We start from the raw sequence: 14,534 nt of genomic DNA, 5'->3' as shown, positions 1-14,534 counted from the left end.
CACCACCGCCGCCGGTCCGGCCGACGACCGCCGGGTGGCGATCGTCGGCCTGGCGCTGCGCCTGCCGGGCGCCGACACCCCCGAGCAGTACTGGCGCAACATCGTCGAGGGCGTCCGGAGCACCACCCGGTTCACCGAGGAGGAGCTGGCGGCGGCCGGGCTGCGCCCGGAGGAGTACCGCCACCCCGACTTCGTCCCGGTCACCGGGGCGCTCACCGGCGTCGACGAGTTCGACGCCGAGGCCTTCGGGATCAGCGCCGCCGAGGCCGCGCTGATGGACCCCCAGCAGCGGCTGCTGCTGGAGATCTGCCGCCAGGCCCTGGAGGACGGCGGCTACGACGCGCCGGACCCGGAGCGCCGGGTCGGGGTCTTCGCCGGCACCGGGATGACCCTGTACGCGCTGCGCAACTACTACCAGCACACCCTGGCCGCCACCGCCGACCCGGCCGAGCCGGTGGCCGCCCTGCAGACCGCGATCGGCAACCAGGCGGACTTCGCCGCCACCCGGGTCGCCTACCGGCTGGGCCTCACCGGTCCGGCGATCGGCGTGCAGACGGCCTGCTCCACCTCGCTGGTCGCGGTGCACCTGGCCGTGCAGTCGCTGCTGGCGGGCGACTGCGAGCTGGCGCTGGCCGGGGCCGCCGCCCTGCACATCCCGCAGGCCGCCGGCTACCGCTACGAGGAGGGGTCGATCCTCTCCCCCGACGGCGCCTGCCGGGCCTTCGACGCCGCGGCGGGCGGCACCGTCGGCGGCAACGGCGTCGCCGCCGTGCTGCTCAAGCGCCTGGACCGGGCGCTGGCGGACGGCGACACCGTGCACGGGGTGATCCTCGGCTCGGCCGTCAACAACGACGGCGGACGGAAGGTCGGCTACACCGCGCCCAGCGTGGACGGCCAGTCGGCCGTGGTCGGCCGGGCGCTGGACCTGGCGGGCGTACCGGCCGAGAGCATCGGCTACATCGAGGCCCACGGCACCGGCACCCCGCTCGGCGACCCGATCGAGTTCCGGGCGCTGGCCCAGGCGTTCCGCGCCCGGACCGACGCCGCCGGGTTCTGCTCGCTCGGCTCGGTGAAGCCCAACATCGGCCACCTGGACACCTGCGCGGGCATGGCGGGCCTGATCAAGGCGCTGCTGGTGCTGCGGCACGGCACCATCCCGCCGCTGGTGAACTTCACCAGCCCCAACCCCGCGCTGGAGCTGGCCGACAGCCCGTTCGTGCTGGCCGCCGACCGCCGGGACTGGCCGCAGGGCCCCACCCCGCGCCGGGCCGGGGTCAGCGCGCTGGGCGTCGGCGGCACCAACGCCCACCTGGTGCTGGAGCAGGCCCCCGAGGCCCCGGCCGTCGAACCGCGCCCGGCCCCGACCGTGCTGCCGCTGTCGGCCCGTACCGCCGAGGGCCTGACCGAGCTGGCCGCGCTGGTCCGCGACCGGCTGGACGCCGCACCCGCCCTCGCCCCCGGCGACCTGCCGCTCACCCTCGGCGCCGGCCGGCGTGCGCTGCGCCACCGACTGGCCGTCACCGGGCCCGACCCGGCCGCCCTGCGCAAGGGCCTGGACGCCTTCCTGGCGGGCCGGTCCACGGCCGGCGCGGCCCACCGGGAGACCGGGCGCGGCGAGGTCCGGCCGGTGCTGCTCTTCACCGGCCAGGGCGCCCAGTACCGGGGCATGGCCGCCGAGCTGCACCGCGCCTTCCCGGCCTTCCGGGCCGTCCTGGACGAGTGCGACCGGCTGCACCGGGAGAACTGGGGCGAGCCGCTGCTCCCGCTGCTGCTCGACCCCGCACCGCCGGGGACGGAGGACACCTGGACCACCGAGGCGGCGCAGCCCGCGCTGTTCGCCCTCCAGGCCGCCTACCTGCGGCTCTGGCAGGAGCTCGGCATCCGGCCGGCCGCCGTCGCCGGGCACAGCGCCGGGGAGTACGCGGCCTTCCACGCGGCCGGCGCGCTCGACCTCGCGGACGGGATGTTCCTGACGGCGCTGCGCGGCCGGCTGATGCACCGGCTGACCGAACCGGGTGCCATGACGGTGGTCTCGGCCGGCCCGGACCGGCTGGCCGGGCTCGGCGACTGGCTGCCCGGGGTGGACCTGGCCGTGGTCAACGGCAAGGGCCAGTGCGTGCTGGCCGGCCCGGCGCGCGAGATCGCCGCCGCCGAGGCCGTCCTGGCCACCGACGGGGTGTCCACCGAGCGGCTGGCCACCGACCGGGCGTTCCACTCCCGGCTGCTCGACCCGATGCTCGACCCGTTCCGCGACCAGCTGGCCCGGCTGCGGCTGCGGCCGCTGGCCGTCCCGCTGGTCAGCAACCTCGGCGGCGAGGTGCTGGCACCGGGGACCGTCCCGACGCCCGGGTACTTCCTCCGGCAGACCCGGGAGACCGCCCGGTTCGACCAGGTCCTCGCCGCGCTGGACGGGCAGGACCACGAGGTCTTCCTGGAGATCGGTCCGCACCCGACGCTCACCGGCATGGGCCGCCGGGAGCTGCCGGAGCGCCACTTCGTCGCCGGCGGCCGGCGCGGCGCCTCCCCGGAGCAGCAGTTCGACGCGGCCGCGGCGGCGCTCTGGTCGCACGGCGTCCCGCTCGACTGGGCCCGGTTCGCCGCCGCCCGGGACTGGCCGGACGGGCCGGCCCGCCGCGTCCCGCTGCCCACCACCGTCTACCGACGCCGCCGCCACTGGTTCACCGCCCCCGACCGGCCGACCACCGAGGACCCCGCCATGCGCCAGGACCCACCCCAGCAGACCGCGCCGGCCGCTGTGCCGGCCGCCGAGCCGGTCTCGGCACCGACGCCGAGCCCCGAGGAGCTCGCCGAGCAGGCCGTGCTGCGGCAGGTCGTCGAGCGGACGGCCCGCCAGCTCGGCTACGACGAGGCCTCGGTCGGCGCCGACGAGCCGTTCTTCGACCTGGGTGCCGACTCGCTCTCGATGATCAACATGATCCGCGACCTGGAGCGCGCGTTCCGGGTGCGGGTGTCGATGCGCGAGCTGTTCGAGGCGGCGGACACGCCGGCCCGGCTGGCCGGGCTGATCGCCTCCCGGCTGGAGCCGGCGGTGCTGGCCGCGCTGCTGCCGGCCGCCGAGCCGGAGCCGGTGGCGGAGCCCGCGCCCTCGGCCGTACCCGTGCCCGAGCCCGCGCCCGTGGTGCCCGCGGCTCCGGCCCCGGTCCCGGTTCCCGTCCAGGCTGCCCCGGCCGCCCCGGCTGCCCCGGCCGTCCAGGTTCCGGCGCCCCAGCCCGTCCCCGCCGCGCCCGCCGCCCCGTACGCCCCCGCCGCGCCCGCCCCGGTGACCGACGGCACCGGGCTGATCGAGCGCCAGCTCGCGCTGCTCGGCCAGTTCTCCGACCTGATGCGCGACCAGCTCGGCCTGCTGGCCGGAGGCGCACCCGCGCTGCCCCCGGCGGCCGCGCCCGCCGCCCTGCCCCCGGCCGCCGCACCGGTCCCGACCCCCGCCGTCGCCCCCGCCGCGGAAAGCCCGGCCGGCCCGGCCCCGGCCGAGGCCCCCGCCGTCCCACAGGCCCCCGCCGCCCCGCAGGTGCACGGCCCCCGGGTGACGGTCTCCCGCGAGTCCGGCATGGCCTCCGGCGGCCTGACCGACCAGCAGCGCGCCCACGTGGACGAGCTGGTCGCCCGCTTCACCGCCCGCACCACCGCCTCCAAGGCGATCACCCGCCGCCACCGCCGCACCCTGGCGGACAGCCGCGCCGTGGTCGGCTTCCGCTCCGGCACCAAGGAGATGCTCTACCCGCTGGCCGCCCGCCGGGCCCGGGGCTCCCGGCTGGAGGACGTCGACGGCAACCCGTACGTCGACATCACCATGGGCTTCGGCGTCCTGCTCTTCGGCCACGACCCGGAGTTCGTCTCCGAGGCCGTCCGCGAGCACCTCTCCTCCGGCCTGCGGCTGGGCCCGCGCGGCCCGGAGACCGGCGAGGCCGCCGAGCTGCTGGCCGAGCTGACCGGCACCGAGCGGGTCGCCTTCGCCAACTCCGGCACCGAGGCGAACGCCGGGGCGATCCGGCTGGCCCGCGCGTACACCGGCCGGGACAAGATCGTCATGTTCGAGGGCTCGTACCACGGCCACTTCGACCACACCCTGGGCCGGACGCTGGGCCACGGCGCCGACCGGGAGACCGTGCCGGTGTCCACCGGCATCCCGGGCAGCGCGGTCGCGGACCTGCTGGTGCTGCGGTACGGCGACCCGGAGAGCCTCAAGGTCATCGAGGAGCACGGCGACCGGATCGCCGCCGTCCTGGTCGAGCCGGTGCAGAGCCGCCACCCGGGCCGCCAGCCCGTCGACTTCGTCCGCTCGCTGCGCGAACTGACCACCCGGCTCGGCATCGTGCTGCTCTTCGACCAGATGCTCACCGGCTTCCGGCCGCACCTGCGCGGCGCCGAGGGCTTCTGGGGCGTCACCCCGGACCTGTCCACCTACGGCAAGGTGCTCGGCGGCGGCTACCCGATCGGCGCGATCGCCGGCCGGGCCGACATCCTGGACGGGATCGACGGCGGGCACTGGGACTACGGGGACGACAGCTACCCGCCCAAGGACACCACCTTCTTCGGCGGCACCTACATCCAGCACCCGCTGGCGATGACCGCCGCGGGCGCGGTGCTGCGCCACCTCAAGGCGGCCGGCCCCGGCCTCCAGGAGCGGCTGAACGCCCGCACCGACGAGCTGGCGGCCACCCTGAACGGCTTCTTCGAGGAGGAGGAGTTCCCGCTGCGCCTGGCGCACTTCGGCTCGCTCTTCCGCTTCGAGCCCCGGGCCGACATGGAGCTGCTCTTCCCGCACCTGCTGACCCGCGGGGTCTACGTGTGGGAGTGGCGCAACTTCTTCCTCTCCACCGCCCACACCGACGGCGACCTGGAGTTCGTGATCGACGCGGTCCGCGAGTCGCTGCGCGACCTGCGGCGCGGCGGCTTCTTCCCCGCCTCGCCCGGGGTCCGGCTGCCCGCCCCGCGGCCGGCCGCCGAACTCCCGGTGCCCGCCGAGGCCGTGGTCCGCGCACCCGCCGAGGCCCTCGCCTACGAACCGGTCAGCGACCCGCAGCGGCCGGTGGACTTCGGCCTCTACTTCTTCGGCGACTACCCGCTGGACTCCCCGGACGACGAGAAGTACCGGATCGTCCTGGAGAGCGCCCGCTTCGCCGACCGGCACGACTTCCACTCCGTCTGGCTGCCCGAGCGCCACTTCCACTCCTTCGGCGGCATCTTCCCCAACCCCTCGGTGCTGGCCGCCGCCCTGGCCCGGGAGACCAGCCGGATCCGGCTGAACGCGGGCTGCGCCGTGCTGCCGCTGCACCACCCGGTGCGGGTGGCCGAGGAGTGGTCGGTGGTCGACAACCTGTCCGGCGGCCGGGTCGGCCTGGGCTGCGCCAGCGGCTGGCACCCCAACGACTTCCTGTTCTTCCCGAAGCGCTACGGCAGCCACAAGGAGCTGATGCACCGGCAGATCGAGACCGTCCGCTCGCTGTGGCGCGGCGAGCCGTACCAGGGCCGCAACGGCAACGGCGAGCCGATCGAGGTGACCCTGCACCCGCGGCCGCTGCAGGAGCTGCCGCCGATGTTCACCGCGATCGTCGGCAACCCGGACAGCTTCCGCGAGGCGGCCCGCAACGACCTCGGCGTCATCACCAACCTGATGACCCAGGACGTCGCCCAGCTGGCCGAGAACATCGCGGTCTACCGGCGCACCCGGGCCGAGCACGGCCTGGACCCGGAGGCCGGCCGGGTGGTCGTGCTGGTCCACACCTACCTGGGCACCGACCTGGCCACCGCCCGCGAGCAGGCCTACCGGCCGTTCTGCAACTACCTCCGCTCCTCGCTCTCGCTGTTCGGGCAGATGGCCAACAGCCTGGGCCTGACCCTGGACTACGAGAACGCCCGCGAGGAGGACCTGGAGTTCGTGCTGGAGCGCGCGTACGAGCGCTACTGCGCCTCCCGCGCGCTGATCGGCACCCCGGAGAGCGTCCAGGGGGTGCTGTCCGAGCTGCGGGCGGCCGGCGCGGACGAGATCGCGGCCTTCGTCGACTTCGGGCTCTCCCCCGAGCAGGTCGCGGCCGGCCTGCCGCAGCTCGACGTGCTGCGCCGGGACACCCTGCGCGGCGCCCCGCTGTCCTACGCCCAGCAGCGGATGTGGTTCCTGCACCGGATGCTGCCCGACGGCGGGCAGTACAACGAGGTCAAGGCGATCGCCCTGGACGGGCCGCTCGACCCGCGGGCGCTGGACACCGCGCTGCGCCGGCTGGTCGAGCGCCACGTCGCGCTGCGCACCGTCTTCCGCGAGCAGGACGGCGAACCGTTCCAGCAGGTGCTGGCTCCGCCCGCCGGCCCGGTGCTGCAGCGGGTCACGGCCGACCCGGCGGCCCGGGACGCCGTCGCCGACCTGGTCGCCGCCGAGGGCGCGCACCGCTTTGACCTGGCCGAGGGCCCGCTGTTCCGGGCCCTGCTGCTGGAGCAGGCGGCCGACCGGCACGTCCTGGTCCTGTCGATGCACCACATCGTGATCGACACCCTGTCCACCGTGGTGATCACCCGCGAGCTGGGCGAGCTGTACCTGGCCGCCCAGGAGGACCGGGCCGCCCGGCTGCCGGTGCTCGCCACCGGCCCGGCCGCCGAGGCCGCCCGGGAGCGGGCCCGGGTGGCGGCCGGCGAGTACGACGAGAGCCTCGCCCACTGGCGCAAGGTGTTCGGCGGCGGCGACCTGCCGGTGCTGGCCCTGCCCACCGACCGGCCGCGCCCGGCCGTGCCGGACGGCCGCGGCCGCGCCTTCGTCCACCACCTGCCCGCCGAACTCGCCGACGGACTGCGGGAGTTGGCCAGGACCCAGCGCTCGACCCTGTTCATGGTGCTGCTCACCGGCTTCGCCGGCGTCCTGCAGCGGTACGCCGGCCAGGACGAGATCGTGCTCGGCACCCCGGTGGCCAACCGGGCCGAGGGCACCGAGGACCTGGTCGGGTTCTTCGTCAACACCCTGGCGCTGCGGCTGGACCTCTCCGGCGAGCCGGCCTTCGCCGAGGCGCTGGGCCGGGTCCGCTCCACCGCGCTGGACGCCTACGAGCACCAGCAGCTGCCCTTCGAGGTGCTGGTGCAGGAGCTGAACCCGCAGCGCGACACCAGCCGCAACCCGCTGTTCCAGGTCATGGTCGAGTTCGAGAACCACGCGGTCTTCGAGCTGGACCTGCCCGGGCTGACCGCCCGTCCGCTGGACCACGTGCCGGACCGCGCCGCCTTCGACCTGACGCTCTTCCTGACCAGCCTGCCCGACGGCATCCGCTGCCACGTGGAGTACGCCGAGACCCTCTTCGACCGGGCCACGATCGACCGGCTGCTCGGCGCCTTCGAGCGGCTGCTCACCGCCGCGGTCGCCGACCCGCGGCGCCCGCTCGCCGAACTGACCGCGGCCCCCGCCGACCCCGCCCTGGAGCACGGCCCCGAGGCCGCCCGGGCCCCGGAGCACCCGCTGGCCACCGTCGCCGCGACCGCCGCCGAGCGGCCCGAGCGGACCGCGGTGGTCACCGCCGACGGCACCGAAACGGACTACCGCACCCTGCTGGCCCGGGCGGACGAGCTGGCCGGCCGGCTGCTGGCGGCCGGCGTCCGCGAGGGCGGCCGGGTGGGCGTGCTGCTGCCCCGCTCGGTGGACCAGGTGGCCGCGCTGCTGGCCGTGCTGCGCCTGGGCGCCGTCCACGTGCCGGTCGACGTGCTGCAGGGCCCCGAGCGCTGCCGGCTGATCGTCGAGGACAGCGCGCCGGCCGTCCTGCTCACCACCTCGCCGGACGCCGCGGCGGAGCTCGGGCTGACCGTCCCGACGGTGCTCACCGGCACCGCCCCGGCCGGCGCCGCCCCCGCCGAGCTGCCCCCGCTGCCCGCCCCCTCCGACCGGGCGCCCGCCTACCTGCTGTACACCTCCGGCTCCACCGGCCGCCCCAAGGGCGTGCTGATGCACTCGCTGGGCCTGGCCCACTTCGTGGCCTGGAACGTCGCCGGCCACCCGGCGGCCCGGACGCTCCAGTACGCCTCCTGCGGGTTCGACGTCAGCGTCCAGGAGATCCTGACCACGCTGGCCGGCGGCGGCACCCTGCTGCTGATCGACGAGGAGACCCGCTACGACGTGACGGCGCTGGCCGCCGTCGTCCGGGCCACCCGGGCCGAGCGGCTCCACCTGCCGTACACGCCGCTGGCCGCGCTGGTCGAGGCGCTCGGCGAGGAGCCGGTGCCGCACCTGCGGGAGCTGATCTCGGGCGGCGAGCAGCTGCTGCTCACCCCCGGGCTGCGGGCCTTCCTGCACCGCAACCCCGGCTGCCGGCTGCTGAACCACTACGGCCCGACCGAGACCCACGCGGTGACGGCCGGCGAGCTCGACCCGGACGGCCCCGAGTACGCGCCGATCGGGCGCCCGACCCCGGGCAGCCGGATCGTGCTGCTGGACGCCGCCGGACGCCGGGTGCCGGCCGGAGCGGTCGGCGAGATCCACGTCCTGGGCGTCCAGGTCGGCATCGGCTACCCCGGCCGCGAGCAGGAGAGCGCCGCCGTCTTCACCGACACCCCCGACGGCCGCCGCTACCGCACCGGCGACCTCGGCCGGTGGCGGCCGGACGGCCGGCTGGAGTACCTCGGCCGGGCCGACCGCCAGGTCAAGGTCCGCGGCTACCGGGTCGAGCCGGGCGAGATCGAGACCGTGCTGGCCCGCGTGCCCGGCGTGCGCGCCGCCGCCGTGACGGCGCGTCGCACCGCGGCGGGCACCGTGCTCGCCGGGTACGTCGGCTGCCCGGCCGCCGAACTGCCCCGGGTCCGCGACGAGTTGGCCGACCTGCTGCCCGACTACATGGTGCCCGGGCTCTGGGCCGCCGTCGACGCCCTGCCGTTCAACACCAACGGCAAGCTGGACACCGCCGCCCTGCCGGAGCCGCGCCCGCTCGGCGCGGACGAGCCGGAGGCCACCCCGGCCACCGAGCTGGAGCGCACCGTGCAGCGGCTCTGGGAGGAGGAACTCGGCCGCCCGGCCGGGGTGGAGACCTCCTTCTTCGACCTGGGCGGGCACTCGCTGGCCGCCACCCGGCTGCTGAACCGGGTCCGCGAGGCGACCGGCCTGCGGATCGGCGTGCTGGACTTCTTCCGCCGCCCGACCGTCCGCGCGATGGCCGCCCACCGGCCGGCCGTCGAGCAGGCCCCGGCCCCGGCGTACGAGGAGGGCACCCTGTGAGCGCCGCGGAGGAGGGCTGGGAGCAGCTGCTCAAGCTGCTCGACGAACGCGAGATCGTGCTGCGCACCACCGGCGACCGGCTCGGCTACCTGGCCCCCGCCGGGGCGATGGACGAGGAGGTCACCGGTTTGGTCCGGGCGCACCGCGACCGGCTGCTGACCACCCTGACCGGCGCCGGGGCCGCCCTGGCCGCCGCGCCGGCCGGGGTGGGGCAGCGGCGGATGTGCCGGGCCCACGCGGGCTCGGCCGATCCGGCGGTGTGGAACATCACCCAGCGGATCACCCTGCGCGGCCCGCTGGAGCCCGAGCGGCTGGCCGCCGCGCTGACGGCGGTGGTCGAGCGGCACGAGAGCCTGCGGACCCGCTTCGTGGACACCGAGCTCGGGGTGCTCCAGCAGGTGCTGCCGGCCACCCCGCTGGACGTCCCGGTCGAGGACCTGCGCGCGCTCGCGCCCGCCGAACGGGACGCGGCGCTCGCCGCGGCCCTCGACGCCGAGGTCGCCCGCCCGTTCGACCTGGCCGCGCCCCCGCTGCTGCGCGCCCGGCTGCTGCGCCCGGCGGAGCAGGAGTGGGTGCTGCTGCTGCTCATCCACCACATCGCGGTCGACGGCTGGTCGCTGGCCACCGTGCTGGACGACCTGGGCGCGCTCTACCGGACCGGCGGGCCGCTGCCGGAGGAGCCCGGGCGGATGACCGACTACGCCTGCTGGGAGCGGACGGTGGTCACCCGGGACGCCGTCGCGGCGGCCGTCGACCACTGGGTCGGGGCGCTCAGCGGCGCCCCGCTCGCGGTGGACCTGCCCACCGACCGGCCGCGCCCCGAGCGGCGCTCCGGGCGTGGGGAGACCGCCGCGTTCCGGATCCCGGCGGCGCTGGGCGAGGCGGTCGGGCGCTACGCCGCCGGGCGCTCGACCACCGCCTCGGCGGTGATCGTGGCCGCGTTCGCCCGGCTGCTCGGCTCGCTCAGCGGTGCGCCGGAGACGTTCCTGCTGATCTCCAACGCCAACCGCACCCGGCCGGCCGACGAGCGGGTGGTCGGCCTGCTCACCAACAGCATGCCGGTCCTGGTGCCCAGCCGGGCCGACGCCGGGTTCGGGGAGCTGGTGGACCGCGCCGCCGCCGCGATCGGCTCCGGCCTGGACCACTCCGTGGTGCCCTTCGGCCTGCTGGTCGACGCGCTGCGGGAGCGGGGCCTCCCGCTGCCCGCCTGGCACCCGCAGATCCTGCTGGCCGTCCAGAGCACCCCGGCCATCGCCCTCGACCTCCCCGGCCTGGCCGTCGGGATCGAGGACATCCCCGGCCCGTCCGCCCGCGCCGACTTCGCGTTCTCCCTCACCCCGGACGCCGACGGCTACGCGGGCCTCGCCGAGTACGACGCCGACCTGTTCGACCCGGACACCGTCCGGGGCTGGCTGGACGCCCTGGTGGCGGACCTGGCCCGGCAGTTGGCGGTCCCGCTCGGCTGATCCGCCGGGCCCCGGCGGGCTCCCGGTGGGCGGCACCCCCGCCCACCGGGGCCCCGGGAAACCCGTTGGTCGCCGGTCGGCCGACGGTGATAGACATGTGACATGTTACAAGGCACTCACATCACCCTGCGGGCCCGTCACGACGCCGACCTCCCGGTGCTGCTGGCCGAGCTGTACGACGACGTGGCGACCCGCTCGCGGGCCGACTCCCGGCCCTGGCGGCCCGTCCCGCCGGGCTCGGCACACTCCCCGTACGCGGTCCCCGGGCCGTCCGACGAGGCCGCCTGCTTCTCCGTGGTCGAGACGGCCTCCGGGGAGCTGGCGGGCGAGGCCCTGCTGTGGGGCATCGACGCCCACAACCGCAGCGCCCACGTGGGCCTCGCCCTGCGGCCGGGCCACCGGGGGCGCGGACTCGCCCCGGACGTCCTGCGGGTGCTCGGCCACTACGCCTTCCCCCTGCTCGGCCTGCACCGCCTCCAGCTGGAGACGCTCGCCGACAACACCCCGATGCTCCGGGCCGCCGCCGCGGCCGGCTTCACCGTCGAGGGGCGGCTGCGCCGATCCGCCTGGGCGGACGGGCGGTTCGTGGACCAGGTGGTGCTCGGCCTGCTGTCCGAGGAGTGGCGGCGCTGAGGGCCGGGCCGCCGGGTCAGCCGAGCGGGCGGCAGAGCAGGGCCGCCGGGGCTCCGTACTGGAGGCGCTGCCAGGTGGAGGCGACGCCGGCCAGGTACTCGCCGTCCGCGCACTGGCCCTTGTAGCGGCCCGGCGCCCAGTCGCTCGCCACCGAGCCGCCGGTGGCGGGCCGGTTGTCGCCGCGGTCGAACCAGAGGGTGCGGCCGGTCAGCGGCAGCGGTGCCGCCGCGGGGGCGCAGAGCAGGGCGGCCATCGCGCCGTTGCGCACGCTGTAGCCGACGGCGAAGGTGCGGTCGGGGCACTGGAGCTTGTCGTAGCCGGACGCCCAGTCCCCCTCGGTGACGTAGCGTTCGTCGGTGACGGTGGTCCACTCGCCGCCGCCGACGGCCGGCCCGCCCGCGTCGGTGCACAGGGCCCGGCTGTCACCGCGGGCCAGGGCGGTCAGGCGCTGGCCGTCCGGGCAGTCGCCCTTGCGGTTGCCGACGCTCCAGTCCGGGCGGGCGAGCATCCGCCGGGAGAGGTTCTGGTCGGCGTGGTCGAGGGCGAGCATGTTCCAGTGGCGCACCGCGGGCACCGGGCCGCTCGCCGCCGGGGCGCCGACCAGTCGGGTCCAGTCGGCGGCCCGCCAGTCGCCGGGGTCGGTGAGGCCGGTGCGCCGGCCGTCGGGGCCGTAGGAGAGCAGCGCCCAGGTGTCCAGCGGCCGGCCGGCGGTGTCGGCCCAGCCGACCAGCGGCCAGACGGCGAAGTCGGTGTCGTTCCGCGCCAGGACGTCGGTGAACGCGTGCAGCCAGGCCTGCTCCTTCGCGTCCGTCGAACCCCGGCCGCCCGCGCCGAACTCGCTGATCCACACCGGGGCGGTGAAGTGCTGCCCGGCCCGGGTGACGAACAGCGCCTCGTCGTCCACCACCTGGGCGAGCTGCTCGGGGGTGAAGTCCTGGTACCGCGGGTCGTCGGTGGCTCCCGGGCCGCTGCCCGCACCGGTGTTGGCCGGGCCGGTGTAGCCGTAGAAGTGCGCGGAGTAGACCAGCTTGCCGGAGTCGACCAGGGAGTGGGAGAGGGTGCGCACCGGCGTGAGCATCGGGCGGCCGTGGCTGAACCCCGCGGCGGGGACGCCGTACCAGTTGATGCCCTCCATGACGACCAGCAGGTCCGGGTCGGCCTGGAGGATGCGGTTGCCCGCCTCCTCGAAGGCGGCGTACGCGTCGTGGGCGTCGCCGAGGCCCCAGTTGGGGTCGTCCCAGACGTCCCGGCGGACCTCGTTGCGCAGGTCGGCGCCGACCACCCGCTTGTCGGCCTTGTAGCGGTTCACCATGAACAGCCAGTCGTCCACCCATTGGGCCGTCGACTGGCCGCTGTTCCAGCGCTCGTTGCCGTCCAGGCCGCAGCAGAACCGGTAGCCGGTGGTGTGGTTGTTGAGGATGACCGCGAAGCCGTCGGCGGTGAGCGCGGCGACCACGGCGTCGAAGACCTGGAGCGGGGTCCGGCCGCGCAGCTGCGGGTTGGCGGCGACGGCGGAGTCCGGGACGGGGGCGGTGTCGTGGATCATCGCGTCGGCGAACGGCAGCCGGATGCTGTTGACGCCCAGCTCGTGGAAGTCGGCCAGCAGCCGGGCCACCGGCACCCGGTCCAGGCCCAGCGGGATGTTGTGCGACACCTGCCCGGCCTGGTTGTTGGCCGGGTCGTCGGCGCTCCCGCTGCCCTGCCAGGTGCCCTGGGCTCCGGCCCAGTTGGCGGACTTCAGCTTGAAGCGGTTCCCGTCGGCGTCCACGACGTAGCGCCCGCGGGTGCTCAGCGGGCCGGTCCAGGACGCGGCCGGCCGGGCCCCGCCCCCGTCGTCCGGCGCCGCGACCCCGGGGCCCGCCGTCAGCACGGCGAGCACCGGCAGGGCCGCGACCAGGGCGAGCAGTCGCGCCGCGAGACTCTTCATCGTCATCCCCGCTGTGGTGAGGTGGCTCGGGCCGTCACCCGGCGCGTACGGCACCGTCGGCGAGGAGTGACAATATGACGGATCCTCATGTTCGGGAAGGGCGCGCGTCGCGGCTCCGCTCAGTCCTCGGCACCCTCCCCCGGGCCGTCCTCGGCGCGCTGGTCCTCGGTGCGCCCGGTGCGCCAGTAGCCCATGAAGCAGACCGCGCGCCGGTCCATCCCCCGCTCGCCGACCAGGTGGCGGCGCAGTGCGCGGACCGCGGCCGCCTCCCCGGCGATCCAGGCGTACGGCGAACCGCCCGGCAGTTCGGCGGCGCGCACCGCCTCGGTGAGGCCCGGCGCGCCGGCGCCGCGGTGGAGCCAGACGGTCTCGACGCCGGGGCGGCCGGTCGGGAGGTAGGCCTCCTCCGCCGGGCCGTCCACCTCGGCGAAGACCCGGACCGGCAGGTGCCCGGGCAGCTCCTCCAGGACGGCGGCGACGGCCGGCAGCGCCGACTCGTCCCCGGCCAGCAGGACCCAGTCGGCCTCGGCGGGCAGCCGGAACTCGACGCCGCCGGCCTGCTCGACGGCCGGCCCGCAGACCACCACCCGGTCCCCCGGTGCGGCGTTGACGGCCCATCGGGAGCCCGGGCCGGTGTCCCCGTGCACGGCGATGTCGATGTCGATCTCGTCCGGGTCGCGGCGCTGCCCCCGGACGGTGTAGGTGCGCAGCACCGGGCGCACCTCCGGCGACATCTCCCGCCAGCTGCGGTACCAGCCGAAGTCGCCGTCGCCGGGCGGGACCAGCGGTTCGGACTGGCCGGCGAGCGGCAGCAGCAGCTTGATCCGCTGGTCGAGGCCGCCGTTGACGAACCCGGTGAGGCTCTCACCGGTGAGCGTGATCCGGACCAGGTGCGGGGTGAGGGTCGCGGTGCGGGCGACGCGCAGCGGGAAGAGCGCGAAGCGGGCGGGGGCGGTGACGGTGGACAGGGCGGGCTCCTTACCGGCGGAACGGGCGAACGCCGCGGTCGCGCCGGTCCGTAACACCCTCGGCGCGCACCGCAACTTAGGTGAGGCTAACCTAAGATTCACGCCGAGAACACCCACTTTCCGGCCGTTACGACCGGCCCCCGGTCCAGGCCGACTCGCGCAGCAGCCGCAGGCCGTTGAGCCCGACGATGACGGTCGACCCCTCGTGGCCGAGCACGCCCAGCGGCAGCGGGAGGGGGGGCGAGTTCGTCGCGGACGATCACCGCGTCGGCGGTCTCCAGGGCGGCGGCGGCCGACCCGCTGGACCCGGACGAGCCGGCCGGCGGCGCGGGGCGCTGAGC

General features: G+C 76.2%; 5 protein-coding genes and 1 pseudogene. 3 read left to right on the top strand and 3 right to left on the bottom strand.

Annotated elements, in window-relative coordinates; genetic code table 11:
* The first annotated feature begins 34 nt into the window (after window positions 1-34).
* The 3 genes from ABZW03_RS24055 (at window position 35) to ABZW03_RS24045 (ending at window position 11,298) form a co-directional block, all read left to right on the top strand.
* Window positions 35-9,199, top strand: coding sequence for a MupA/Atu3671 family FMN-dependent luciferase-like monooxygenase (locus tag ABZW03_RS24055; protein WP_355261860.1), 9,165 nt, complete (start codon window positions 35-37; stop codon window positions 9,197-9,199).
* Window positions 9,196-10,665, top strand: a complete 1,470-nt coding sequence (locus ABZW03_RS24050; RefSeq protein WP_355261857.1) for a condensation domain-containing protein — start codon at window positions 9,196-9,198, stop codon at window positions 10,663-10,665. Before ABZW03_RS24055 ends, ABZW03_RS24050 begins: the two co-directional genes overlap by 4 nt.
* A 102-nt stretch (window positions 10,666-10,767) precedes the next feature.
* Window positions 10,768-11,298: a GNAT family protein gene (locus tag ABZW03_RS24045; protein WP_355261855.1), complete on the top strand. Its 531-nt coding sequence runs from the start codon at window positions 10,768-10,770 to the stop codon at window positions 11,296-11,298.
* A gap of 16 nt (window positions 11,299-11,314) precedes the next feature.
* Here the strand turns inward: ABZW03_RS24045 and ABZW03_RS24040 are convergent, their stop codons facing one another.
* The 3 genes and pseudogenes from ABZW03_RS24040 to ABZW03_RS24030 form a co-directional block, all read right to left on the bottom strand.
* Complete coding sequence (locus tag ABZW03_RS24040) at window positions 11,315-13,231, bottom strand: cellulase family glycosylhydrolase (protein WP_355261853.1); 1,917 nt, start codon at window positions 13,229-13,231, stop codon at window positions 11,315-11,317.
* 113 nt (window positions 13,232-13,344) lie between these two features.
* A complete protein-coding gene (locus ABZW03_RS24035) occupies window positions 13,345-14,250 on the bottom strand; it encodes a siderophore-interacting protein (protein WP_355261851.1) in 906 nt (301 codons plus the stop codon).
* A gap of 70 nt (window positions 14,251-14,320) precedes the next feature.
* Window positions 14,321-14,534 (bottom strand): annotated as a pseudogene (locus ABZW03_RS24030) (heavy metal translocating P-type ATPase); the annotation flags it as partial.

The organism is Kitasatospora sp. NPDC004799 (genome assembly GCF_040609095.1).
Lineage (GTDB): Bacteria > Actinomycetota > Actinomycetes > Streptomycetales > Streptomycetaceae > Kitasatospora.
Note: the sequence above shows the minus strand (reverse complement) of the source record. Positions and strands in the feature narration are given on the sequence as shown.